This is a genomic window from Streptomyces ortus, from assembly GCF_026341275.1.
In the GTDB taxonomy this organism is placed as follows: domain Bacteria; phylum Actinomycetota; class Actinomycetes; order Streptomycetales; family Streptomycetaceae; genus Streptomyces; species Streptomyces ortus.
On sequence record NZ_JAIFZO010000002.1, the window covers coordinates 5,926,106 to 5,951,334 of the forward strand.

A 25,229-nucleotide genomic window follows, 5' to 3' on the forward strand; every position below is an offset into this window, starting at 1 on the left:
CAGACCGTCAGTCCTTCTGCAGACCCGGCACGCGCATTGCCAGAATGGCCATGTCGTCGGACGGGGCGTCACTCGCGAAACGCTCCACCGCGCGCATGATGCGGGCGGCCACCGCGCCGGCCGTCAGACCCGTGCAGGTGGTGAGGACATCCGCGAGGCCGTCGTCGCCCAGCATGCGGGTGCCCTCGCGGCGTTCGGTGACGCCGTCCGTCACGCACAGCAGGACGTCCCCCGGATCGAGTGTCACCTCCTGCTCGTACAGCTCCAGGTCGTCCATGACGCCCAGGAGGGGCTGTGGTTCGGCGGCCGGTTCCACCGTGCCGTCGGGGCGCAGGCGCAGGGGGAGCGGGTGGCCGGCGCAGACCACCTTCAGGAGCGCCGAGCCGTCCTCCTGGGGCCACAACTCCCCGTACAGGAGGGTCAGGAAGCGGCTGCGGGCGCCCTCGTCGAGGATCGCGGAGTTCAGGCGGTCCAGCACCGCCGGGCCCCCGTAACCCTCGCGGGCCAGCAGGCGCAGTGCGTGGCGGGCGAGTCCGGTGACCGCCGCCGCCTCCGGCCCCGTACCGCAGACGTCTCCGATGGCGAAGCCGTAGGCGCCGTCGCGGATGGGGAAGAGGTCGTAGAAGTCGCCGCCCACCTCGTTGCCCTCGCCTGCCGCGCGGTAGATGACCTCGACCTCGACGCCCTCGATGTGGGGAAGTTCCGGGGGAAGGAGGCTGCGCTGGAGGGACTGGCTGATGGCAGTGCGCTCCGAGTACAGGCGCGCGTTGTCCAGGGCGAGGGCGGCCCGGCGGCTGAGGTCCTCGGCCAGTTCCAGGATCTCCTGGCGGAAGTGTTCGTCCGTGGGCTTGCCGAGCGTCAGCATGCCGATGACGCGGTTGCGGGCCACCAGGGGCAGGACGACCGTCTCGCCGCCGACCGCCCCGGCCGTCGCCAGTGTCGTACCGATGCCTGAGCTCACCGAGGAGGGGCCGCCGAGGCCGAGGCTGCGCATGGAGGTGCGCAGGGCGGCCGTGTGGGCCGCTTCCGCGGGGGCCGCCCACACCCTGGCGCCGGGCGTGGGGACCGGGTCCGGGGGGTCGATCTTCGACAGGAGGGCCTTGAGGCCGTCGATGCGCTCCTCGTCCTCGTGCAGGACGTACGAAAGGTAGGGGTCGGAGGACTGGTCGGCGATCGTGTAGACGGCGCACCAGGTGGCCAGGGTCGGGACCGTCATCTGGGCCATCAGGGCCAGCGTCTGGTCGCGGTCCAGCGTGCCCGCGAGGAGGTCCGAGGCCTCGACGAGGAAGGACAGCGAGCCGCGGCGCAGCCGCTCCAGTTCGCCCAGGCGGGCCGACTCCACGGCGAGCGCGATACGGTCGGCGGCGAACTGGAGGCGCAGGGCCTCCTCGTTCGAGTAGCGGGCCGGTGATTCGGCGGCCACGCCGAGCGAGCCGGTGAGTCTGCCCTCGACCTTGAGGGGGACCGTGACGACCGAACGCATACCGGTGCCGCTGAGGAGCGGTACGGCCCCTGGGACGGCCGTGAGGTCCTCGTGGACGGCCGGCATGCGGGCCGAGCCGTAACGGCCGGTACCCGCCTCCACGGGGACGCGTGCGAAGCGCTGGCGGGCGGAGGGGAGGCCGGTGGAGGCCCGCACCTCCAGTTCCGTCTCGTCGTCGGTCGCGAGGAGGAGAAAGGCGGAGTCGCCGTCGAGCATGTCGCGGGCGCGCTCCACCGTGCGCTGCAGGAGGCCGTCCAGGTCGTCCGGGGCCGGTGAGCCGATGAAGACCTCGAAGGGGTCCGAGGCATGGCCCTCGGAACTGGTGGTCGTGTCCGTGGCCGAGACGCGCAACGGGGTCTGCAGGACGGCTCGTTCGTGGTCGCGCACCAGGAGGCAGACCGTGGAGGGTTCGCCGCCGGTGTCGCGGACGCGCAGATGCGAGGCGTATACGGGAGTGACGCGGCCGTTGGCGCCGCGCAGGCCGTAACTGCCCTCCCAGCGGGAGAGCTTGAGGGCCTCGACGATGCCCGTGCTGGTGCCGGGGGTGTGCGGCCAGGCCGCGAGGTCGGTCAGCGGTTTGCCGATGACCTGTTCCGCCTGGTAGCCGAAGAGCTCCTCCGCGTCCTCGTTCCAGGCGTTGATCGCGCCCGCGCGGTCGATCTGGACGACCGCGACGCGGACGCGGCCGTCGGCGAGGGGGAGCAGGTGGGAGGGCAGGGACGGGCCCGCGGTGCGGGTGCCCACGGCGCGCTCGGGGAGGTCCAGCTGGAACCAGACCTGTTTGCGGGTGGGTGTGTACTCGACGCCCCAGCGGCCGGCCAGGGCGGCACAGAGCTGGAGGCCGCGCCCGCCCTCGCGGTCGGGGTTGCCCATGTTGACGGCGCTGCCCTGGAGTGGGATCTCGCGTTCCGGGTAGTGGTCCGCCACCTCGATCCGTACGCCGTCGTCGCTGCGCAGGCACAGGACGTCCGCGGACGTGCCCGCGTGCACGACGGCGTTGGTGACCAGCTCGCTCGTGAGGACCACGGCGTCATCGACGATGTCGGCGAAGCCCCAGCCCTGGAGGGTGTCACGGACGAAGGAACGAGCGGTCGCGACGGACCGCCCGACAGGGTCGAAGCTGGCGGCCGCGCGCGCGGTGATCACAGAACTCCTTGTCCGGTCGTCGGCGGGCAGGGCTCCGTGGCCGACCTGCCCCTGCCGGGGCAGAAGCTGATTCTCGGTCGGCCGGGGATCCTGGGGCGGTCCCCCAGGATGCAGTCCGGTGGTCATGGTGCGGTGCCCCTCCGATGCCTGCCTGCCCGCTCGTGCTCGTGCCACCGCCCAGGCCGGGCGGACCGGCGTGGCTGGACAGCCGCATGCAAGGTTACTTACCTTCGCGGTCCATGCGGATGCCGGTCGTCAGTGTTTACGTCCGGAGGGTGTGCGGACCGTGTGCGAAGCTGCCGAACTGTTATGGCCTGGTTCAGCCATGGTGAAACACTGGGCAGGCTTCAAGGGAAGGTCCGGGCAGGTTGAGAGCCTTCCGGCACGCGGAGCACGTAGGACCCGAGTACGCCGAGCAGTAAATGGTCGACCCTTGCGGGAGGGACACAGTGGAGTCTGGCGCAGCGACGCGGGGCACTAAGACGCGCGCGAAAGGCGGACAGTCCCTGAGTAATCAGCGCAAACCGCGCAATGGCACCACCGAGGTGGACACGGCGGCCCTCAACAGGCTGCTGGCGGCCCTGGTGTCGATGCGGGACGGCAACTTCCGTAAGAGGCTCACGGTCTCGGGCGACGACGTGATGTCCGAGATCGCGGCCGTCTTCAACGAGGTGGGCGACCGGAATCTGCAGCTGACGGGTGAGCTGTCGCGGGTGCGGCGCATGGTCGGCCGTGAGGGAAAGCTCACGGAGCGGCTGGAGACGGGCGCCTGTGAGGGCTCCTGGGCGGCGGCGATCGACGCCTCCAACGCGCTCGTCGACGATCTCGTACGGCCCGTCTCCGAGGTCGGCCGGGTGCTGTCGGCGGTGGCGGAGGGTGATCTGTCGCCCCGTATGGAACTGCGGGCGCAGGCCGCGGACGGCAACGGGCATCCGCTGCGCGGCGAGTTCCTGAAGGTCGGGCGCACGGTCAACAACCTGGTCGACCAGCTGTCCACGTTCACCGACGAGGTGACGCGGGTGGCCAGCGAGGTCGGTACCGAGGGCAAGCTGGGCGGACAGGCCCGGGTGCGCGGTATGTCCGGTTCGTGGAAGGACCTCACGGACTCGGTCAACACGATGGCGTACCGGCTGACGGCGCAGGTGCGGGACATCGCGCTGGTGACGACGGCGGTCGCCAAGGGTGACTTGTCCCGGAAGGTCACGGTTCACGTGGCCGGTGAGATGCTCGAACTGAAGAACACCGTCAACACGATGGTGGACCAGCTGTCCTCGTTCTCCTCCGAGGTGACGCGCGTCGCGCGCGAGGTGGGTACCGAGGGCGAGCTGGGCGGTCAGGCGCAGGTGCCCGGGGTGGCCGGGGTGTGGAAGGACCTCACCGATTCGGTGAACCTCATGGCCGGCAACCTCACCGCGCAGGTGCGCGGGATCGCGCAGGTCACGACGGCGGTCGCCAACGGTGATCTGTCGCAGAAGGTGACCGTGTCCGCGCGCGGCGAGGTCGCGCAGCTCGCCGAGACGATCAACCAGATGACCGAGACGCTGCGCACGTTCGCGGACGAGGTCACCCGGGTCGCCAACGAGGTCGGCGGCGAGGGGCGGCTCGGCGGGCAGGCGAACGTGCCGGGGGCGGCGGGCACGTGGAAGGACCTCACCGATTCGGTGAACACGGTCTTCCGGAACCTGACCACCCAGGTGCGGGACATCGCCGCAGTAACTACTGCGGTGGCCAACGGTGATCTGTCGCAGAAGGTCAGCGTCGAGGTCGCCGGCGAGATGCTGGAGCTCAAGAACACCGTCAACACGATGGTCGACCAGCTGTCCAGCTTCGGCGCGGAGGTCACCCGCGTGGCGCGGGAGATCGGCGTCGAGGGCGAGCTGGGCGGTCAGGCGCAGGTGCCGGGGGCGGCCGGTACGTGGAAGGACCTCACCGACTCCGTCAACACGGCGTTCCGCAACCTCACCGGCCAGGTGAGGAACATCGCCCAGGTGACGACGGCGGTGGCCAACGGTGATCTGTCGCAGAAGGTCACCGTGGACGTCTCCGGCGAGATGCTCGCGCTCAAGAACACCGTGAACACGATGGTCGACCAGCTGTCGTCCTTCGCCGACCAGGTGACGCGGATGGCGCGTGACGTGGGCACGGAGGGCCGCCTGGGCGGCCAGGCGCGGGTGGACGGGGTGTCCGGTACGTGGAAGGACCTCACCGACTCCGTCAACTTCATGGCGGGCAACCTCACGTCCCAGGTGCGGCAGATCGCCCAGGTGACGACGGCGGTGGCGCGCGGTGACCTGTCGCAGAAGATCGAGGTGGACGCGCGCGGCGAGATCCTCGAACTGAAGAACACGATCAACACGATGGTCGACCAGCTCAGCGCCTTCGCCGAGCAGGTGACCCGGGTGGCCCGCGAGGTGGGCACCGACGGCCGGCTGGGTGGTCAGGCGCAGGTGCCGGGCGTCGCGGGCGTGTGGCGGGACCTCACCGACTCGGTGAACGGCATGGCCGGCAACCTCACCGCGCAGGTGCGCAACATCGCGCAGGTCGCGACGGCGGTGGCGCGCGGTGACCTGTCGCAGAAGATCGACGTGGACGCGCGCGGCGAGATCCTGGAGCTGAAGAACACCCTCAACACGATGGTCGACCAGCTGTCGAACTTCGCCGAGCAGGTCACCAGGGTGGCCCGTGAGGTGGGTACGGAGGGCATCCTCGGCGGACAGGCCGAGGTGCAGGGTGTCTCCGGCACCTGGAAGGACCTCACGCAGTCCGTGAACTTCATGGCGAACAACCTGACGATCCAGGTGCGCAACATCGCCGAGGTCACGACCGCGGTCGCCAAGGGCGATCTGTCGAAGAAGATCACCGTCGACGCGAAGGGCGAGATCCTCGAACTCGTCACGACCGTCAACACGATGGTCGACCAGCTGTCCTCGTTCGCCGAGCAGGTGACCCGGGTGGCCCGCGAGGTGGGCACCGAGGGCCAGCTGGGCGGCCAGGCCCGCGTGCCGGGCGTCACGGGCATCTGGAAGGACCTCAGCGACAACGTCAACCTGATGGCCAACAACCTGACCATGCAGGTGCGCAACATCTCGCAGGTCGCCGCGGCCGTCGCCAACGGCGATCTGACGCGGACGGTGACGATCGAGGCGCGCGGCGAGGTCGCGCAGCTCGCCGACACCTTCAACACCATGGTGAAGACGCTGAGTTCGTTCGCGGACCAGGTCACCAAGGTGGCCCGTGAGGTGGGCACGGACGGCATCCTCGGCGGCCAGGCGCGCGTACCGGGCGTGTCGGGTACGTGGAAGGACCTCACGGAATCCGTGAACGGCATGGCGTCCAACCTGACCGGACAGGTGCGCAACATCGCGATGGTCACCACGGCCATCGCCAAGGGCGACCTGACCAAGAAGATCGACATCGACGCGCGCGGCGAGATCCTGGAGCTGAAGACCACCATCAACACGATGGTCGACCAGCTGTCGTCGTTCGCCGAGGAGGTCACCCGGGTGGCCCGCGAGGTGGGCACCGAGGGGCAGCTGGGCGGCCAGGCGCGCGTACGCGACGTCGACGGCACCTGGCGCGACCTCACCGAGTCGGTGAACGAGATGGCCGGGAACCTGACCCGGCAGGTGCGTGCCATCGCGCGCGTGGCGACCGCCGTGACCCGCGGCGACCTCAACCTGAAGATCGACGTGGACGCCTCCGGCGAGATCCAGGAACTTCAGGACTACATCAACAAGATGATCGCGAACCTGCGCGACACCACCATCGCCAACAAGGAGCAGGACTGGCTGAAGGGCAACCTCGCCCGGATCTCCGGTCTGATGCAGGGCCGCCGCGACCTGGCCGACGTGGCCTCGCTCATCATGGGCGAGCTGACTCCGGTGGTCTCCGCGCAGCACGGCGCGTTCTTCATGGCGATGCCGCTGGACGACGGCAAGCACGTGGGCGCCGCGAACGACGACTCGTACGAGCTGCGCATGCTCGGGTCGTACGGCTACTCGATGGGCTCCATGCCGACGTCGTTCCGGCCGGGTGAGACGTTGATCGGGACGGCCGCCAAGGAGAAGCGCACGATTCTCGTGGAGAACGTGCCGCCGGGGTATCTGAAGATCGCATCGGGCCTCGGGGAGGCACCTCCGGCGCATGTCATCGTGCTGCCGGTGCTCTTCGAGGGGACCGTCCTCGGGGTGATCGAGCTGGCGTCGTTCCACTCGTTCACGCACATCCAGAAGGACTTCCTCAGCCAGATCGCGGAGATGATCGCGACGAGCGTCAACACCATCGCGGTCAACACCAAGACCGAGGTGCTGCTCAAGCAGTCCCAGGAGCTCACCGAGCAGCTCCGGGAGCGGTCGGCGGAGCTGGAGAACCGGCAGAAGGCCCTCCAGGAGTCCAACGCCGAGCTGGAGGAGAAGGCTGAACTGCTGGCCCAGCAGAACCGCGACATCGAGGTCAAGAACACCGAGATCGAGGAGGCGCGGCAGGTCCTGGAGGAGCGCGCCGAGCAACTCGCCGTCTCCATGCGCTACAAGAGCGAGTTCCTGGCCAACATGTCCCACGAGCTGCGTACGCCGCTCAACTCGCTGCTGATCCTCGCCAAGCTGCTCGCCGACAACGCGGACTCCAACCTCACGCCCAAGCAGGTCGAGTTCGCCGAGACGATCCACGGCGCGGGTTCCGACCTGCTCCAGCTGATCAACGACATCCTCGACCTGTCGAAGGTCGAGGCGGGCAAGATGGACGTGTCACCGACCCGTATCGCGCTGGTCCAGCTCGTCGACTACGTAGAGGCCACTTTCCGTCCGCTGACGGCGGAGAAGGGCCTCGACTTCTCCGTACGGGTTTCGCCGGAGCTGCCCGCCACGCTGCACACGGACGAGCAGCGGCTCCTCCAGGTGCTGCGCAATCTGCTGTCGAACGCGGTGAAGTTCACCGACTCCGGAGCGGTCGAACTGGTCATCCGGCCGGCGGGCGCGGAGGTGCCGGTGGCCATCCGGGAGCAGTTGCTGGAGGCGGGTTCGCTGCGGGACGCGGACGCCGACCTCATCGCGTTCTCCGTGACCGACACGGGCATCGGGATCGCGGCCAGCAAGATGCGGGTGATCTTCGAGGCGTTCAAGCAGGCGGACGGGACGACGAGCCGCAAGTACGGCGGTACGGGCCTCGGCCTGTCCATCTCGCGGGAGATCGCGCGGCTGCTCGGCGGTGAGATCCACGCGCAGAGCGAGCCGGGACGCGGCTCGACGTTCACGCTGTACCTGCCGCTGCACCCGAGCGAACTCCCGCCGCAGGGCTACCCGCAGATGTCCCCGCCCATGGAGAACGGCGCGCTGCCGTCGGGTGCGGACCACGAGACCGAGGCGCGGGTGGAGACACCGGCGGAGGTCAGGTCGTACCAGGAGACCCAGAACGGGCCCGCGGCGCTCTTCAGGCGCCGCCGCAGGGCGGTGTCCGCGGCCGAGCAGCGGCCCGCGCTGCCGGAGTCCCGGCCGCAGGCCCCGGAGGCCTGGGATTCGGGCGACGAGGAGGTGGCCACGCGCACGCGTGCCGTCTTCCGCTTCGAGGGCGAGAAGGTCCTGATCGTCGACGACGACATCCGCAACGTGTTCGCGCTCACCAGCGTCCTGGAGCAGCACGGTCTTTCGGTGCTGTACGCCGAGAACGGCCGAGAGGGCATCGAGGTCCTGGAGCAGCACGACGACGTGACGGTCGTCCTGATGGACATCATGATGCCGGAGATGGACGGATACGCGACCACGACGGCGATCCGCAGGATGCCCCAGTTCGCCGGGCTGCCGATCATCGCGCTCACCGCGAAGGCGATGAAGGGCGACCGGGAGAAGGCCATCGAGTCGGGTGCCTCGGACTATGTGACGAAGCCGGTCGATCCCGATCATCTGCTGACGGTGATGCAGCAGTGGATGCGGGGGGAGTGACCCGCGGCGACGGAGGCGGGGTTTGATCGGGCGGCCGAGGATGATTGAGTGGGAGGGAAATGATCGCGTCCACGGGCCGGTCGGACGGCAGCGCGGTATACCGAGTTGCTGACTGACTGTGCCCGGAGCCGTGTAGAAACCCGGGATTCGGGGAACCTTCTGGTCTCCCGCTGCGTTTCTGCTACGTGCACAGTGACATCGCGGTGACAGGGTGTGGCGACAGGCGGGGTGCGGCTACCATGACCGGCACAAGGACGGGCGGCGCTCAGAAGCCGTCCCCTGGGGCGGCGCCCGGTGCACTGCCGGGACGAGGAGGGCGGGCCATGGTGCAGAAGGCCAAGATCCTCCTGGTCGATGACCGGCCGGAGAATCTGCTGGCGCTGGAGGCCATCCTCTCTGCGCTCGATCAGACACTGGTACGGGCATCTTCCGGGGAGGAAGCGCTCAAAGCGCTGCTCACGGACGACTTCGCGGTCATTCTGCTGGACGTCCAGATGCCTGGCATGGACGGTTTCGAGACCGCCGCGCACATCAAGAGGCGGGAACGGACGCGGGACATCCCGATCATCTTCCTCACCGCGATCAACCACGGCCCGCACCACACGTTCCGCGGGTACGCGGCGGGTGCGGTGGACTACATCTCCAAGCCGTTCGATCCGTGGGTGCTGCGCGCGAAGGTCTCGGTGTTCGTCGAGCTCTACATGAAGAACTGCCAACTCCGGGAGCAGGCGGCGCTGCTGCGGTTGCAGCTGGAGGGCGGCGGTAAGTCGGTGCTCGGCGACACGAAGGAGCCGGCCGGACTGCTCGCCGAACTCTCCGCGCGGCTGGCGGCCGTCGAGGAGCAGGCCGAGGCCCTGTCCAAGCAGCTGGACGACGATTCGGCGGACGCGGCGGCCGTGGCCACCGCGGCCCATCTCGAACGGAAACTGACGGGGCTGCGTCGCGCGCTGGACGCGCTGGAGCCGGGCACGGGGAACGGGGCGGCTTCGCTGCCGTCGCAGAACTGAGCTCTTCTCGGAGCCGGAGGAGCTGGGGGAGCCGGGTCCCGGCGGATTCGGCCGCCGATGGTGAGGTGTCCGCCCGTTCGGCGGTGGCCGCTCAGGCCCCTGGTGAAGGCTCAGACCCCTTGTGCGGTCCGTGGGTTGCCGTGGTCTCGGCGCCTGCCCTGATGGACCCTCTCGTGCCGCACGGCCGTCCGCGGGCCGAACGGCGTTCTTGGTGGCCGGGGTTGCTGCCGAGACGGCGTCAGCTCGGCGCCGGGAACGGGCGACACGAACGGGTGAAGCAGTAGGCACACGTGTCCGCAGTGGCCTCCACCGGTAACCTCACACCCATGGCCTCACGTCAGCCCGCAGCCAAGAAGTCGCCCGCCAAGAAGGCGGTCGCTCCGACGAAGGCTGTGGCGAAGAGGGCCCCGGCGAAGAAGGCTCCCGCGAAAAAGGCGCCCCCCAAGAAGGGCGCGGTCCGCAAAGTGCCGCCCCCGAAGCCGGCGCCCAGCCCGACAGGGGGCGTGTACAGGCTCGTACGCGCCGTCTGGCTCGGTGCCGCGCACGCCGTCGGCGCCGTGTTCCGCGGCATAGGGAACGGCGCCAGGGGACTCGATCCGGCACACCGCAAGGACGGGCTCGCGCTTCTGCTGCTCGGTCTCACCCTGATCACCGCGGCGGGGACCTGGTCCAGCCTCCGCGGCCCGGTGGGCGACCTCGTCGAGATGCTGGTGACCGGCGCCTTCGGCCGCCTCGACCTGCTAGTGCCGATCCTGCTGGCGGTCGTCGCCGCCCGCCTCATCCGGCACCCCGAGAAGCCCGAGGCCAACGGACGCATCGTCATCGGTCTCTCCGCGCTCGCCGTCGGCGTGCTCGGCCAGGTCCACATCGCCTGTGGGGCGCCCGCGCGCAGCGACGGCATGCAGGCGATAAGGGACGCGGGCGGGCTCATCGGCTGGGGCGCTTCGACTCCGCTGACGTACACGATGGGTGACGTGCTCGCCGTGCCGCTTCTGGTGCTGCTCACGGTCTTCGGGCTGCTGGTGGTCACCGCGACCCCGGTCAACGCGATTCCGCAGCGGCTGCGGCTGCTGGGGGTCCGGCTGGGCGTCCTGCAGCCGCGGGCGAGCGACGACGTGTTCGCCGAGGACGACGACGAGCGCTACGAGGAGCAGTGGCGCGAGGCGCTGCCGGAGAGCCCCCGCAGGCGCCGGACGGCGCCCGAGGCGTACGAACCGGACGACGCCGAGCAGGAGGCGCTCGCGGAGCGCCGCAGCCGCCGCAGGCGGCCCGCGGTGCAGCAGCCCGCGCTGGACCGGCCCATGGACGCCGTGGACGTGGCCGCTGCCGCCGCCGCGGCGCTCGACGGCGCGGTGATGCACGGAATGCCGCCCTCCCCCCTGGTGGCCGACCTCACGCAGGGCGTCGGCACCGACCGGGGCGAGCGTGAGGACTCCGGCGCCGCCGAGGAGGCCGGCCGGCGCGAGGAGCCCACCCCGGTGCCCGCCGCGCGCGCCAAGGGCACCAGGCCCAAGCAGGGGATGCTGAAGGCCGAGGTCGCCGACCTCACCAAACCCGCCCCCGACACGTCCCGGGATCTCCCGGCCCGGGCCGAGCAGCTCCAGCTCCGCGGCGACATCACCTACTCCCTGCCGTCCCTCGACCTGCTGGAGCGCGGCGGCCCCGGCAAGACGCGCAGCGCCGCCAACGACGCGGTCGTCGCCTCCCTCCAGAACGTCTTCAGGGAGTTCAAGGTCGATGCGTCCGTCACCGGCTTCACCCGCGGTCCGACGGTCACCCGGTACGAGGTCGAGCTCGGCCCCGCCGTGAAGGTCGAGCGGATCACGGCGCTCGCGAAGAACATCGCGTACGCCGTCGCCAGCCCCGACGTGCGGATCATCAGCCCGATTCCGGGCAAGTCGGCGGTCGGCATCGAGATCCCGAACTCCGACCGCGAGATGGTCAACCTGGGCGACGTACTGCGTCTCGCGGACGCCGCCGAGGACGACCACCCGATGCTCGTGGCGCTCGGCAAGAACGTCGAGGGCGGCTACGAGATGGCCAACCTCGCGAAGATGCCGCACGTCCTGGTGGCCGGAGCGACCGGCTCCGGAAAGTCCTCGTGCATCAACTGCCTGATCACCTCGATCATGGTGCGGGCGACCCCCGAGGACGTGCGCATGGTCCTGGTCGACCCCAAGCGCGTCGAGCTGACCGCGTACGAGGGCATTCCGCACCTGATCACGCCCATCATCACCAACCCGAAGCGGGCCGCCGAGGCGCTGCAGTGGGTCGTACGGGAGATGGATCTGCGGTACGACGATCTGGCGGCCTTCGGGTACCGGCACATCGACGACTTCAACGCCGCCATAAGGAAGGGCAAGGTCAAACTGCCCGAGGGCAGCGAGCGGGAGCTGTCCCCGTACCCGTATCTGCTGGTGATCGTCGACGAGCTCGCGGATCTGATGATGGTCGCGCCGCGCGATGTCGAGGACTCGATCGTGCGTATCACGCAGCTCGCGCGCGCGGCCGGCATCCACCTCGTGCTCGCCACCCAGCGGCCCTCCGTCGACGTCGTCACCGGTCTGATCAAGGCGAACGTGCCGTCCCGGCTCGCCTTCGCCACCTCCTCGCTCGCGGACAGCCGCGTCATCCTCGACCAGCCCGGCGCCGAGAAGCTGATCGGCAAGGGAGACGGGCTCTTCCTGCCGATGGGGGCGAACAAGCCCACCCGTATGCAGGGCGCCTTCGTCACCGAGGACGAGGTCGCGGCCGTCGTGCAGCACTGCAAGGACCAGATGGCGCCGGTCTTCCGCGACGACGTCACCGTGGGCACCAAGCAGAAGAAGGAGATCGACGAGGACATCGGCGACGACCTCGACCTGCTGTGCCAGGCCGCCGAACTGGTCGTCTCCACGCAGTTCGGGTCGACCTCGATGCTCCAGCGCAAGCTGCGCGTCGGCTTCGCCAAGGCCGGGCGGCTGATGGACCTCATGGAGTCCCGCAACATCGTCGGACCCAGCGAGGGATCCAAGGCTCGTGACGTTCTTGTGAAGGCTGACGAGTTGGACGGAGTGCTCGCGGTCATCCGGGGGCAGGCGGAGTCCTAGGAGTCAGGACTGATTGCCCGGGTGACCTTGACCTTGTCGGGGCCGCCGGGGTGATCCGAACGTGACTCACCCGTAAGGAAACGGTGAGCAACCGTTTCCCTTCGTCGCACGTCAAGTTGAGGGAAGGGACAGAGGCATGTCCCGGCATCAGGATGACCGGCCATTCTGATGGCGTACAAAGTCCTGTCGCCCGGTTGCCCCACTCTTTCTCACCCCCCCTAGACTGAACCCCCAGCACAGGTGGCTTTACGCTCGAAAGGCGCCCCCGTGTCCATCGGCAACTCCCCTGACGACCACTCCTCCGACGACACCTCCCCCCAGGACGAGCGCCCCTCCGTAGAGGACGATCAGCCTTCGGTAGGCCACGCCCTGCGGCAGGCGCGCATCGCGGCGGGGCTGACCGTCGACGACGTCAGTAACGCCACCCGGGTCCGTATCGCCATCGTGCACGCGATCGAGCAGGACGACTTCGGCCCCTGCGGCGGCGACGTCTACGCGCGCGGGCACATCAAGACGCTCGCCCGCGCCGTCGACCTCGACCCGGCCGTGCTGCTCAAGCGCTACGACGCGGACCACGGCGGTCGGCCCGCGCCCACCCCCGCCGCACCCATGTTCGAGGCGGAGCGCATCCGTCCCGAGCGCCGGGGACCCAACTGGACCGCGGCCATGGTCGCCGCGATCGTCGCCGTGATCGGCTTCGTCGGCTTCACGATGTTCAGCGGTGACGACGGCGACGGCAAGACGACGCAGGTCGCGGAGGGGTCGACCCCCACCGCCAGCAAGCCCGCCAAGACCAAGCCGAGCCCGACCAAGCCGGAGACCCCGAAGTCCGACGCGTCCGACGCCATCGCGGCCGCGCCGCAGGACAAGGTCACCGTCCAGGTCAGCGCCCCCGACGGCCGCAGCTGGATCTCGGCCAAGGACCACAACGGACGGCTGCTCTTCGACGGCCTGCTCGAACAGGGCGACTCCAAGACCTTCCAGGACAAGGAGAAGGTCGATCTCGTCCTCGGCGACGCGGGCGCCATCCAGCTGTACGTCAACGGCAAGAAGATCGACGACGAGTTCCAGTCGGGCCAGGTGGAGCGCCTGACCTACACGAAGGGCGACCCCGAGGTCGGCTGAGCCGGACCGCACCGGGAGGCGTGTTCGCACCTCCGTCGGGCCTTCCGGGCAGGCGGGAACGGGGGCGGCCGGGATCGGCCAACCCCGTCGACGTGGGCTGTCAGTGGGACGAAGTAGTCTTGAGCCCATGCCTGAACGCCGTACCGTCGCACTCGTCACCCTTGGCTGCGCCCGTAACGAGGTGGACTCGGAGGAGCTCGCAGGCCGTTTGGAGGCGGACGGCTGGCACCTCGTGGAGGACGCCGAGAACGCGGACGTCGCCGTCGTCAACACCTGTGGCTTCGTCGAGGCCGCCAAGAAGGACTCCGTCGACGCCCTCCTGGAAGCCAACGACCTCAAGGGTCACGGCAGAACCCAGGCGGTCGTCGCCGTCGGCTGCATGGCCGAGCGGTACGGCAAGGAACTGGCCGAGGCGCTGCCCGAGGCCGACGGCGTACTCGGCTTCGACGACTACGCCGACATCTCCGACCGGCTCCAGACCATCCTGAACGGCGGGATCCACGCCGCCCACACCCCGCGCGACCGGCGCAAGCTGCTGCCGATCAGCCCCGCCGAGCGGCAGGACGCCGGAGCGGAGGTCGCCCTTCCGGGACACGGCCCCGTCGACCTCCCCGAAGGACTTGCCCCCGACTCGGGCCCCCGTGCGCCCCTGCGCCGACGGCTCGACGGCTCCCCGGTGGCCTCCGTGAAGCTCGCCTCCGGCTGCGACCGGCGCTGCTCCTTCTGCGCCATCCCGTCCTTCCGCGGCTCCTTCATCTCGCGCCGCCCCAGTGACGTCCTGGGCGAGACGCGCTGGCTCGCCGGGCAGGGCGTGAAGGAGGTCATGCTGGTCTCCGAGAACAACACCTCCTACGGCAAGGACCTCGGCGACATCCGCCTCCTGGAGACGCTGCTGCCCGAGCTGGCGGAGGTCGAGGGCATCGAGCGGGTGCGGGTCAGCTACCTGCAGCCCGCCGAGATGCGCCCCGGGCTCATCGACGTACTGACCTCCACGCCGAACATCGCCCCCTACTTCGACCTGTCCTTCCAGCACTCCGCCCCCGGGGTGCTGCGCGCCATGCGGCGCTTCGGGAACACCGAGCAGTTCCTGGGACTCCTCGACACGATCCGCTCCAAGGCCCCGCAGGCCGGCGTGCGGTCGAACTTCATCGTGGGCTTCCCCGGTGAGACGGCGGACGACCTGGCGGAGCTGGAGCGATTCCTGACCGCCGCGCGGCTGGACGCCATCGGTGTCTTCGGTTACTCCGACGAGGACGGCACCGAAGCGGCCACCTACGAGAACAAGCTGGACGAGGACGTCGTCGCCGAGCGCCTCGCGCGGGTGTCCCGGCTCGCCGAGGAACTGGTCTCCCAGCGGGCGGAGGAGCGCGTCGGCGAGACCCTCCAGGTGCTGGTCGAGTCCCTCGGATCGGCGGCGGACGACGAGCCGGCGTACGGCCGCGCCGCGCACCAGGCGCCCGAGACCGACGGCCAGGTGCAGTTCACGAGCGGCGAAGGACTGACCGTCGGCCGTATGGTCGAGGCGAAGGTGGTCGGTACGGAAGGTGTCGACCTGGTGGCCGAGCCGCTCCCGGGCTCGCTCGTAGGTACTGAGGAGGCGGCCAGATGACCGGAGTCCCGGCACCTGCGACGGGCGGCTCCGGCGCGCCCGGTACACGCGGTGCCGCCGGTGCTCCCGACGCCCCCCGCGCGGGAACCTCCGGTTCGGGAACCACGGGCTCGGGGACCACGGGAACCACAGGGTCGGGGACCACGGGAACCACAGGGTCGGGGACCACGGGAACCACAGGGTCGGGGACCACGGGATCGCCGGTCTCCGGTACGCGTGCTTCCAGTACGGGCGTATCCGGCGCGGGTGTATCGGGTACGGGCGTCTCGGGTGGTCAGGGGTCGAAGACGCCGCGGGGCGGCAAGCTGATCGACGCGGCCGTCAACCAGGCCAGCGTGTGGAACGTCGCCAATCTGCTCACCATGCTCCGGCTCGTACTCGTGCCGGGCTTCGTGGCGCTGATGCTCGCCGACGGCGGCTACGACCCCGTGTGGCGCGCCTGGGCCTGGGCGGCCTTCGCCGTCGCCATGATCACGGACGTCTTCGACGGCCATCTCGCACGGACGTACAACCTCGTCACCGACTTCGGGAAGATCGCCGACCCGATCGCCGACAAAGCGATCATGGGAGCGGCGCTGATCTGTCTCTCCTACCTCGGCGATCTGCCGTGGTGGGTGACGGGGGTCATCCTCGGGCGGGAGCTCGGGATCACCCTGCTGCGCTTCTGGGTGATCCGCTACGGCGTGATCCCGGCCAGCCGCGGCGGCAAGCTGAAGACACTGACGCAGGGCATCGCCGTCGGGATGTACGTGCTGGCACTGACGGGGCCGCTGGCGACCCTGAGGTTCTGGGTGATGGCCGGGGCGGTCGCCCTGACCGTCGTCACCGGCGCCGACTATGTAAGACAGGCCATTGTGCTGCGGCGCGAGGGAATCGCCGAGCGGAAGGCCGCCGCCGAGGAGGCGGAAGCGTGACGTCCACGGCCGCCGAAGTGCTGCGACTACTGACAGTGAGGGGTGAAACCCTCGCTGTCGCGGAGTCGCTGACCGGCGGTCTGGTGGCCGCGGAGCTCGCGTCGGTGCCCGGGGCCTCCAAGGCCTTCCGCGGCTCGGTGACCGCGTACGCCACCGACCTCAAACGCGACGTGCTGGGGGTCGACGCCACTCTGCTGGATCAGCGCGGAGCGGTGGACCCGCAGGTCGCGGCCCAGATGGCGGCCGGCGCCCGCAAGGTGCTCGGCGCCGACTGGGGCATATCGACCACCGGAGTCGCGGGCCCGGAACCCCAGGACGGCCGGCCGGTCGGCACGGTTTTCATCGCCGTCGCCGGACCGGCGGGGGCGAGGCATGAAAGCGCTCTTGGCGGGAAAGTGTCCGCGTTGCGGTTGAACGGCTCCCGGACGGAAATCCGTATGGAGAGTGTACGGAGCGTGCTCGCCCTGCTTCTGGAGCGGCTTGTGAGCGAACACCCTGGGAATGATCGGGCACAGGATACGGAACAGAACGGGGGGTTTTGATGTTTGCAGCCCTGAGTGAACACGACATCGCTCCCCGCACGGCCGCGGCGCAAGGCGGTACGGTGGGGCGAGAAGGATGCGGCTACGCGGACCGAGGAGGGAGCCACCGATGATTCTGCTCCGTCGCCTGCTTGGTGACGTGCTGCGTCGGCAGCGCCAGCGCCAGGGCCGTACTCTGCGCGAAGTCTCCTCGTCCGCCCGAGTTTCACTCGGCTATCTCTCAGAGGTGGAGCGGGGGCAGAAGGAGGCTTCCTCCGAACTGCTCTCCGCGATCTGCGACGCGCTGGACGTACGGATGTCCGAACTCATGCGAGAAGTGAGCGACGAACTCGCTCTGGCCGAGCTGGCCCGGTCGGCAGCGGCCACCGAGCCTGTGCCCACACCAGTACGCCCGAGGCTCAACTCCGTGTCGGTGAGCAGTGTGCCGCCGGAGCGGGTGACCATCAAGGCGCCTGCGGAGGCGGTCGACGTCGTCGCCGCGTGACGCCCGTCGGCTCACTCCTGTGAGCCGGGAGAGGTGCCGCTCTCGGCGCGTTCGCAGCGCCGGGAAGTGGCACTGAGAAGAACTCGCAAGCGGCACCGAGAAGAACTTGTGTGAAAGCCCCGGCCGGGGCTTCTCCGGGGAGACCTGGAGGAGTGCGGCCGGGGCTTTCGCGTTGCGTCGAGGGTGCGGCATCCGGGGAACGGTGGATTTGCCGCGTTTGCCGGTATCGGCTGGGGCGGCGATGGTGGAGGGCGGGGCAAGGCCCGAGGGTGCTGCTGACCGGAGGATATCGATGTACGTCGTGAAGAGTCCGCTGTCCGATGCCGATCTGAAGACCGTGTCCGAGGCGCTCCAGGGCGCTCTGGTCGACCTGGTGGATCTGTCGCTCGTGGCGAAGCAGGTCCACTGGAACGTCGTCGGACCGCGTTTCAGGTCCGTCCACCTCCAGCTCGACGAGGTCGTCGACACCGCCAGGCTGCACTCCGACACCGTGGCGGAACGTGCCTCCACGCTCGGTGTCTCGCCGGACGGACGTGCCGTGACCGTCGCCAACAGCAGCGGGATCGGTCCCGTGCAGGACGGCTGGGTGAAGGACACGGACGCGGTGGGAGCCCTCGTGGACGCCCTCGGCGCGGTGATCGGGCGGATGCGGCAGCGGGTGGGGGCGACGGGGGAGGCGGACCCGGTGAGCCAGGACATCTTCATCCAGATCACCGCGGACCTTGAGAAGCACCACTGGATGTTCCAGGCGGAGAACGGGTAGCGGCGAGGGCGTCTCTGCCCGGGGCGTGCCGGGGCGTGCCGCGGCGGGACGGGAGCCGTCGGTGCGCCCCGCGCGCTCCCGTAGTGCTGGTGCGCCCTGTCGAGAGGGAAACGCGGCGGTCTAGCGTCGGGCTGGAGGCGGTGCCATGACTGGGCGGATGGGACGCATCGGGCGAATAGGCAGGTGGGTGCTGGCCCTGGGCGCCGGAGGACTGTGGTGGTGGGCGGTGATACGGCTGGCCTTCGCCGCCGATGCCGGTGTGCTGGAGGGAGCGGTCGCGGCCGGCGGGTGGGGGCTGAGCCTGCTTCCTGTGCACTGCGTGCCCAAGCGGCAGGCCGTGGGGGCGGCCGGGTCGGATCAGTGGATGCGGCGGGCCGCGACGGCGTGGCGGAGGCGACGGGGGCCGTTGCTTGAGCGGGGTGGGCCTCTTTGAAGTGCCCGCGGGCGTGGTGTCCGTGTGTGGAGGGGGGGCGGGTTGTTGGGGACGCGGTGGTGCGGGTTGTTCTGGTTTTCACCAAGGCATCGCCACGCCCCCGTTGGGGCGGAGTATCTGACCCGTCGTGAACGCAGAGGCGTCGGAGGCGAGGTGCAGGACCGCGTGGGCGATGTCCTCGGGTTCGCCGACCCGGCCCAGGGGAGACATCCGTGACATGAAGTCCTCCGTACGGGCCTGGGCCTCGTCGTCGTGCCGGTCGGTCATGGGGGTACGGATCCAGCCCGGCGCGACCGCGTTGACCCGGATGCCGTGCGGGCCCATCTCGGTGGCCAGAGTCTTCGTCAACTGCACGACGGCTGCCTTCGCGGCTCCGTAGCAGAGCAGCCCCGGCCCGCCGGTGTCCACGGCTCCCGACGCCATCGTGATGATGCTGCCGTGCGTCCTGGAGGCCAGCATCGAACGAGCCGCCGCCTGGCAGGCGTACAGGACGCCCTTGAAGTTGACCGCCAGGACCCGGTCGAGATCCTCGTCGCGGGTCTCCAGGACCGTGCTGCTGTGCATGATCCCCGCGACGGCGGCCATCACGTCCAGGCGTGCGCAGGCCGCGACCGCCTCGCCGAGCCGGGTGTGGTCGGTGACATCGAGGGGATGGGTACGGGCCGTGCCGCTCGCGTCCTTGATCAGGGCGGCCGTCTCGTCCAGGCCCTGGGCGTCCAGGTCCGCGCAGTGGACGCTCGCACCCGCCTGTGCGAGCAGCACGGCACAGGCGCGGCCGATGCCGCTCGCAGCGCCGGTGACGAAAGCGGTGCGGCCGGTGAGGTCGTACGCCGTGACGGGCATATAGGGACCGTACGAGCGACCTGACGGTCCGTCAATTGTTCTCGCGGGATGCCGGTGTCCTGCTGGGCCGCTGGGATGTGCCGGGCTGCGGATACGGGCCCGGCTGACAGGACGGGCACCAGTAAGTGGGGCGCTCGCGGGAACCGTCGCCCTGCTCCGCCACGCGGATCCGGGTGCCGCAGCGCAGGCAGGGGCGGCCCGCGCGGCCGTAGACGAACAGGGTCTGGTCGCTGCGGCCGGTGGTGACGCGGGTGGGGCGCTCGCGGTTGTAGTCCAGGAGTTTCTTGGAGACCGTCGGCAGGTGGGCGGCGTACTCGGTGGGGAGCGCCCCGACGGGGAGCCATGGGGTGACGCGGAGCAGGAAGCAGATCTCGCTCTTGAAGACGTTGCCGATGCCCGCGAGATTGCGCTGGTCGAGGAGGGCTTCGCCGAGGGCGCGGTCGGGGTCGCTGAGGAGGTTCGCCAGAGCCTTGTCGGGGTCCCAGTCGGGGCCCAGGAGGTCGGGGCCGAGATGCCCGACCGCGCGGTCCTCGTCGGCGGTGTGGAGCAGTTCCAGGACGGGGAGGCGGTAGCCGACGGCCGTGCGTTCCTCGGTGCCGAGGATCGCGCGGATCTGGTGGGCGGGGCCGCCGCGCCAGCGATCGCCGGGGGCGTAGATCTTCCAGGCACCGTCCATCCGCAGGTGCGAGTGGAGGGTCAGGCCGCCCTCGACGCGGGTGAGCAGGTGCTTCCCGCGCGGGATGACGTTCAGGACCGTACGCCCGGTGAGGTCGGTCAAGGCGTACTTGGGGACCCTGAGGTCGGAAACGGTCAGCACGTGGCCCGCGAGGGCGTTGTGCAGGCGCCGGGTGGCCTGCCAGACGGTGTCTCCTTCGGGCATGGGATCCAGGGTGACATGGGGTGGGCGGGGACGTCGTGCGGTGGGAAGCGGTCCGGGGTGGGGCGCCGCCGAGGCGGGCACCGGCGGACTCGGGTTGGGCTGGACTCGGACCGGGCTGGGCTGGACTCGGGTCGGACCGGGTTGGGGGCGGCTGGGCTGGGGTGTCCGGTCGGGTCGGTGGGGAGAGGGGGCTTCTGGGAGCGTTTCTAAGCGCGCAGGCGCAGGCCGCGGGGGGTCGCGTGGAAGCCGGCTCCTTCCAGGAGGGTGCCGAACTCGGACGTCAGCGCGGACGCGCCGTTGACCCGCTCCACGGTGACCGTGCCGAGGGAACCCGCGCCGGCGGACGCGGCGAGCGCCTCGGCGGCCGTGCGCAGCCGGGCGTCGTGCAGGGCCGTCTCGTCCGGGGCGGCGGGCCACGCCAGGAGCGTCTTGCCGCCCCGCTCCATGTAGAGCGTCAGCTCGCCGTCCACCAGCACGACCAGGGAGCCCGCCTTGCGGCCGGGCTTGTGGCCGGCGCCGGTCGGGGGCTCGGGCCAGGGGAGGGCCGCGCCGTAGGCGTTCGCGGGGTCGGCGGCGGCCAGCACGATGGCGCGGTTCGTGCCTCCCGCACGGGTGCGGGAAGAGGCGCCCCCGGGGAACGCCTGCGGGGCCGAGCGGGGGGAGTCGGCGTACGGGGACGCGTAACCTCGCCCGGCACCGGGCGCCGAGGATCCAGGTGCCGAGGACCCTGGGCGGAAGCCGGAAGGTCTTCCGGAACCGCCGTTCAAGGAGTACGGGTCGTTGTCCGCGCTCGCGTCGGTGGAGTCGGTGGACAGGAAGTCCAGGTTGCCGTCGAAGGGATCCGGGTGCCCGGCGGAGCTGTCGAAGGGGTTCGGGGTGGGCGCGCCGGAGTGACTGAGGGCCTGCGCACCCGGGAAAGCGGGCTCCGGCTGCGACTCGCCCCGCTCGCGTGCCGTGGCCACCGCCCGCAGCCGGTCCACCGCGCCGTCCATCGCGAACTGCGCGGCCCCCAGCCCCTCCACCACATAGCCGCGACGCGCCTGGCCGCTCTCCTCGAAGACGGACAGGACGCGGTAGACGGCGGAGAAGCCGCCCTCCACGCCCTCCGCGGCGACCGCGCCCCGGGTCACCACACCGTGCCGGTCGAGCAGGGTGCGGGCCAGGGCGTGGGCGCGCACGGTGGCGTCGGGCTCCGGGTCGGGCAGCAGCGACCAGCGGCCCGCCACGGTCGGCGGGCCCGTGCGCGAGGTGGGACGTGCGGCGGCCGTCAGGCTCCCGTACCGCCCTCGGGGCATCCTGCGCTTCGCGCGGTGCGCGGTGGAGCCCGCGGTGCGGCCCGAGCCCAGCAGGGAACGCATCGGGCCGAGCGTGTCGTTCGTCAGGCGGCCCGACCACGCCAGGTCCCAGACCGCGTCCGCCAGCTGGGGGTCGGTGGCCCCCGGGTGCGTGGTGGCCCGGACCTGCTCGGTGATCTGCCGGAAGAAGAGGCCGTAGCCGCCGGAGAGCGCGTCCAGGACCGACTGGTGCAGCGCTGTCAGCTCCAGGGGGTGCGGGGCGGGGAGGAGGAGCGGTGCCGCGTCCGACAGGTACAGGGAGACCCAGCCGTCCTTGCCCGGCAGGGCACCGGCGCCGGCCCAGACCACCTCGCCCGCGGCCGTCAGCTCGTCGAGCATCGCGGGAGCGTAGTGCGAGACGCGGGACGGCAGGACGAGCTTCTCCAGCGCGGACGCTGGTACGGAGGCGCCCTGCAACTGCTCGACCGCGCGTACGAGCCCGTCGAGGCCGCGCAGCCCGTGCCCGCTGCCCAGGTGCTGCCACTGCGGCAGGAACTGCGCCAGTGCGGCCGGCGGTACCGGCTCCAGCTCGTGGCGCAGCGCCGCGAGCGAGCGGCGCCGCAGTCTGCGCAGTACCGCCGCGTCACACCACTCCTGGCCGATGCCCGCCGGATGGAACTCGCCCTGTACGACACGGCCGCTGCCCGCGAGCCGCTGCAGGACCCCTTCGGTGACCGCGACGCCGAGACCGAAGCGGGCCGCCGCGGCGGTCGAGGTGAACGGGCCGTGCGTGCGCGCGTACCGGGCGAGGAGGTCACCGAGAGGGTCCTTGACCGGCTCGGTGAAGGCTTCCGGGACCCCGACGGGCAGGGCGGTGCCGAGCGCGTCGCGCAGCCGGCCCGCGTCCTCGATCGCAGCCCAGTGGTCCGTCCCGGCGATCCTGACCCGGATGACGCGGCGGGCCGCGGCCAGCTCACGGGCCCACTGCGGATCCGCTCCGCGCTCGGACAGCTCGGCCTCGGTCAGCGGGCCGAGCATCCGCAGCCGGTCCGCGACGCCCTCGGCGTCCTTGATCCGGCGGTCCTCGGTCAGCCACTGCAGCTCGCGCTCCAGCTCGGTCAGGACATCCGCGTCCAATAGCTCGCGCAGCTCCGCCTGGCCGAGCAGCTCGGCGAGCAGACGTGAGTCCAGGGACAGGGCCGCGGCGCGCCGCTCGGCGAGGGGCGAGTCGCCCTCGTACAGGAACTGGGCGACGTAACCGAACAGCAGGGAGCGCGCGAACGGGGACGGCTCGGGGGTCGTGACTTCGACGAGCCTGACCTTGCGGGACTCCAGGTCGCCCATCAGCTCGACGAGACCCGGTACGTCGAAGACGTCCTGGAGGCATTCGCGGACCGCCTCCAGGACGATCGGGAAGGAACCGAACTCGCTGGCCACCTGCAGCAGCTGCGCGGCGCGCTGACGCTGCTGCCACAGGGGGGTGCGCTTGCCCGGGCTGCGGCGCGGGAGCAGCAGGGCGCGGGCCGCGCACTCACGGAAACGGGAGGCGAACAGGGCCGAGCCGCCGACCTGGTCCGTGACGATCTGGTTGACCTCGCCCTTGTCGAAGGCGATGTCCGCCGCGCCCACGGGGGCCTGCTCGGCGTCGTACTCCGCGCCGAGCTTCACGGGCTCCTGGTCCAGCAGGTCCAGGCTCATCAGATCGGCGTCCGGCAGGCGCAGCACGATGCCGTCGTCGGCGTGCATGACCTGGGCGTCCATGCCGTACCGCTCGGAGAGGCGGGCGCCGAGCGCGAGCGCCCAGGGGGCGTGGACCTGCGCTCCGAAGGGGGAGTGCACGACGACCCGCCAGTCGCCCAGCTCGTCGCGGAACCGCTCGACGACGATGGTGCGGTCGTCCGGGATGTGGCCGCAGGCCTCTCGCTGTTCGGCCAGGTAGGAGAGGACGTTCTCCGCGGCCCAGGCGTCCAGGCCCGCGGTGAGCAGCCGCAGCCGGGCGTCGTCCTTGGACATCGAGCCGACCTCGCGGAGGAACGCGCCGAGCGCGCGGCCCAGTTCGAGCGGGCGTCCGAGCTGGTCGCCCTTCCAGAACGGCAGCCTGCCCGGTACGCCGGGCGCGGGGGAGACCAGCACGCGGTCGCGGGTGATGTCCTCGATGCGCCAGGAGCTGGTGCCCAGGGTGAACACGTCGCCGACCCGGGACTCGTAGACCATCTCCTCGTCCAGCTCGCCGACCCGGCCGCCGCCCTTCTTCGGGTCGGAGCCGGCCAGGAACACGCCGAAGAGGCCGCGGTCGGGGATCGTGCCTCCGGAGGTGACGGCCAGGCGCTGGGCGCCGGGGCGGCCCGTGACCGTGCCCGCGACCCGGTCCCACACGACGCGGGGACGCAGTTCCGCGAAGGCGTCCGAGGGGTAGCGGCCCGCGAGCATGTCCAGCACCGCTGTGAACGCCGACTCGGGGAGTGAGGCGAACGGGGCCGCCCGGCGGACGGTGGTCAGCAGGTCGTCGTACTGCCAGGTGTCCAGTGCCGTCATCGCGACGATCTGCTGGGCCAGTACGTCGAGGGGGTTCGCCGGGACGCGGAGGGATTCGATGGAGCCGGTTCGCATCCTCTCGGTGACCACCGCGGCCTGGACGAGGTCGCCTCGGTACTTGGGGAAGACCACGCCTGTGGAGACCGCCCCCACCTGGTGGCCCGCGCGGCCCACGCGCTGGAGGCCCGATGCCACCGAGGGCGGGGACTCCACCTGGATGACCAGGTCCACCGCTCCCATGTCGATGCCCAGCTCAAGGCTTGAGGTGGCCACCACCGCGGGCAGGCGGCCCGCCTTCAGGTCCTCCTCGACGAGAGCTCGCTGTTCCTTGGAGACCGAGCCGTGGTGGGCGCGTGCGATGACCTGTGGGGCGCCCTGGGACGCGCCGGAGCCGCCCATCAGCTCGGCCGGGGAGTGGTGCTCCTCCAAGGGCTCGCCGGTCGCCCTCTCGTACGCGATCTCGTTGAGCCGGTTGCACAGGCGCTCCGCGAGGCGGCGGGAGTTGGCGAAGACGATCGTCGAGCGGTGGGACTGGACCAGGTCGGCGATTTTTTCTTCCACGTGCGGCCAGATGGAGGGTTTCTCCGCGCCCTCGTTGGAGTCGGCCACCGGGGAGCCGCCCAGCTCGCCCAGATCCTCGACGGGCACGACCACGGAGAGGTCGAATTCCTTGCCGGAGGGGGGCTGGACGATCTCCACCTTGCGGCGGGGGGAGAGGTAGCGGGCGACCTCGTCCACCGGGCGGACCGTTGCGGAGAGGCCGATCCGGCGGGCCGGTTTCGGCAGGAGTTCGTCGAGCCGCTCCAGGGTCAGGGCCAGGTGGGCGCCGCGCTTGGTGCCCGCGACCGCGTGCACCTCGTCCAGGATCACCGTCTCGATGCCCGTCAGCGCCTCGCGGGTGGCCGAGGTGAGCATGAGGAACAGCGACTCGGGAGTCGTGATCAGGATGTCCGGGGGGCGGGTGGCCAGGGTGCGGCGCTCGGCGGGTGGGGTGTCGCCTGAGCGGATGCCGACCTTCACCTCGGGCTCGGGGTGGCCCAGGCGGACGGCTTCCTGGCGGATGCCTGTCAGGGGGCTGCGGAGGTTCCGTTCCACGTCCACCGCGAGGGCTTTGAGGGGGAGACGTAGAGACTCGGCAGCGCTTCTTGGGGTCGGCGGGGGGTGGG

At 70.6% G+C, this 25,229-nt stretch carries 14 protein-coding genes; 10 read left to right on the forward strand and 4 right to left on the reverse strand.

Annotated elements, in window-relative coordinates:
• Positions 1-7: 7 nt before the first annotated feature.
• Positions 8-2,755 (reverse strand): SpoIIE family protein phosphatase, encoded by a 2,748-nt coding sequence (locus K3769_RS29530; protein WP_267029296.1) that lies wholly within the window; start codon positions 2,753-2,755, stop codon positions 8-10.
• Between the two features lie 323 nt (positions 2,756-3,078).
• Here K3769_RS29530 and K3769_RS29535 point away from each other — a divergent pair, with 323 nt between their 5' ends.
• From K3769_RS29535 to K3769_RS29580, 10 genes are all read left to right on the forward strand, one after another.
• Positions 3,079-8,565 carry a HAMP domain-containing protein gene (locus K3769_RS29535; protein ID WP_267029297.1) on the forward strand — a complete coding sequence of 1,829 codons (5,487 nt, stop codon included), beginning with the start codon at positions 3,079-3,081 and terminating at the stop codon, positions 8,563-8,565.
• A gap of 323 nt (positions 8,566-8,888) precedes the next feature.
• Positions 8,889-9,572 carry a response regulator gene (locus tag K3769_RS29540; RefSeq protein WP_267029298.1) on the forward strand — a complete coding sequence of 228 codons (684 nt, stop codon included), beginning with the start codon at positions 8,889-8,891 and terminating at the stop codon, positions 9,570-9,572.
• Positions 9,573-9,898: 326 nt separating this feature from the next.
• Complete coding sequence (locus tag K3769_RS29545) at positions 9,899-12,661, forward strand: DNA translocase FtsK (RefSeq protein WP_267029299.1); 2,763 nt, start codon at positions 9,899-9,901, stop codon at positions 12,659-12,661.
• A 267-nt stretch (positions 12,662-12,928) separates the two neighbouring features.
• Entirely contained in the window at positions 12,929-13,786 is an 858-nt protein-coding gene (locus tag K3769_RS29550; RefSeq protein WP_267029300.1) for a helix-turn-helix domain-containing protein, read from the forward strand.
• Positions 13,787-13,913: 127 nt separating this feature from the next.
• Positions 13,914-15,395, forward strand: coding sequence for a 30S ribosomal protein S12 methylthiotransferase RimO (gene rimO, locus K3769_RS29555; protein ID WP_267029301.1), 1,482 nt, complete (start codon positions 13,914-13,916; stop codon positions 15,393-15,395).
• Entirely contained in the window at positions 15,392-16,309 is a 918-nt protein-coding gene (gene pgsA, locus K3769_RS29560) for a CDP-diacylglycerol--glycerol-3-phosphate 3-phosphatidyltransferase (protein WP_267029302.1), read from the forward strand. The genes rimO and pgsA overlap by 4 nt, the downstream gene beginning before the upstream one ends.
• Complete coding sequence (locus tag K3769_RS29565) at positions 16,306-16,851, forward strand: CinA family protein (RefSeq protein WP_267029303.1); 546 nt, start codon at positions 16,306-16,308, stop codon at positions 16,849-16,851. Before pgsA ends, K3769_RS29565 begins: the two co-directional genes overlap by 4 nt.
• A 109-nt stretch (positions 16,852-16,960) precedes the next feature.
• Entirely contained in the window at positions 16,961-17,335 is a 375-nt protein-coding gene (locus K3769_RS29570) for a helix-turn-helix domain-containing protein (protein WP_210889310.1), read from the forward strand.
• Between the two features lie 292 nt (positions 17,336-17,627).
• Positions 17,628-18,098 carry a Dps family protein gene (locus K3769_RS29575; RefSeq protein ID WP_267029304.1) on the forward strand — a complete coding sequence of 157 codons (471 nt, stop codon included), beginning with the start codon at positions 17,628-17,630 and terminating at the stop codon, positions 18,096-18,098.
• A gap of 145 nt (positions 18,099-18,243) precedes the next feature.
• Positions 18,244-18,531 carry a hypothetical protein gene (locus K3769_RS29580; RefSeq protein WP_267029305.1) on the forward strand — a complete coding sequence of 96 codons (288 nt, stop codon included), beginning with the start codon at positions 18,244-18,246 and terminating at the stop codon, positions 18,529-18,531.
• Between the two features lie 78 nt (positions 18,532-18,609).
• Here the strand turns inward: K3769_RS29580 and K3769_RS29585 are convergent, their stop codons facing one another.
• From K3769_RS29585 to K3769_RS29595, 3 genes are all read right to left on the reverse strand, one after another.
• Positions 18,610-19,374 carry an SDR family NAD(P)-dependent oxidoreductase gene (locus K3769_RS29585; RefSeq protein WP_267029306.1) on the reverse strand — a complete coding sequence of 255 codons (765 nt, stop codon included), beginning with the start codon at positions 19,372-19,374 and terminating at the stop codon, positions 18,610-18,612.
• Between the two features lie 31 nt (positions 19,375-19,405).
• Positions 19,406-20,254 (reverse strand): Fpg/Nei family DNA glycosylase, encoded by an 849-nt coding sequence (locus K3769_RS29590; protein ID WP_267029307.1) that lies wholly within the window; start codon positions 20,252-20,254, stop codon positions 19,406-19,408.
• Positions 20,255-20,460: 206 nt separating this feature from the next.
• Positions 20,461-25,158 (reverse strand): Lhr family ATP-dependent helicase, encoded by a 4,698-nt coding sequence (locus K3769_RS29595; protein WP_372515064.1) that lies wholly within the window; start codon positions 25,156-25,158, stop codon positions 20,461-20,463.
• Positions 25,159-25,229 lie beyond the last annotated feature (71 nt).

Bases quoted from the DNA above. Each gene is read 5' to 3' on its own strand.
- K3769_RS29580 (WP_267029305.1), top strand. From the start codon at position 18,244: ATGACTGGGCGGATGGGACGCATCGGGCGAATAGGCAGGTGGGTGCTG.
- K3769_RS29575 (WP_267029304.1), top strand. From the start codon at position 17,628: ATGTACGTCGTGAAGAGTCCGCTGTCCGATGCCGATCTGAAGACCGTG.
- rimO (WP_267029301.1), top strand. From the start codon at position 13,914: ATGCCTGAACGCCGTACCGTCGCACTCGTCACCCTTGGCTGCGCCCGT.
- K3769_RS29540 (WP_267029298.1), top strand. From the start codon at position 8,889: ATGGTGCAGAAGGCCAAGATCCTCCTGGTCGATGACCGGCCGGAGAAT.
- K3769_RS29570 (WP_210889310.1), top strand. From the start codon at position 16,961: ATGATTCTGCTCCGTCGCCTGCTTGGTGACGTGCTGCGTCGGCAGCGC.
- K3769_RS29545 (WP_267029299.1), top strand. From the start codon at position 9,899: ATGGCCTCACGTCAGCCCGCAGCCAAGAAGTCGCCCGCCAAGAAGGCG.
- K3769_RS29590 (WP_267029307.1), bottom strand. From the start codon at position 20,254: ATGCCCGAAGGAGACACCGTCTGGCAGGCCACCCGGCGCCTGCACAAC.
- K3769_RS29530 (WP_267029296.1), bottom strand. From the start codon at position 2,755: ATGACCACCGGACTGCATCCTGGGGGACCGCCCCAGGATCCCCGGCCG.
- pgsA (WP_267029302.1), top strand. From the start codon at position 15,392: ATGACCGGAGTCCCGGCACCTGCGACGGGCGGCTCCGGCGCGCCCGGT.
- K3769_RS29585 (WP_267029306.1), bottom strand. From the start codon at position 19,374: ATGCCCGTCACGGCGTACGACCTCACCGGCCGCACCGCTTTCGTCACC.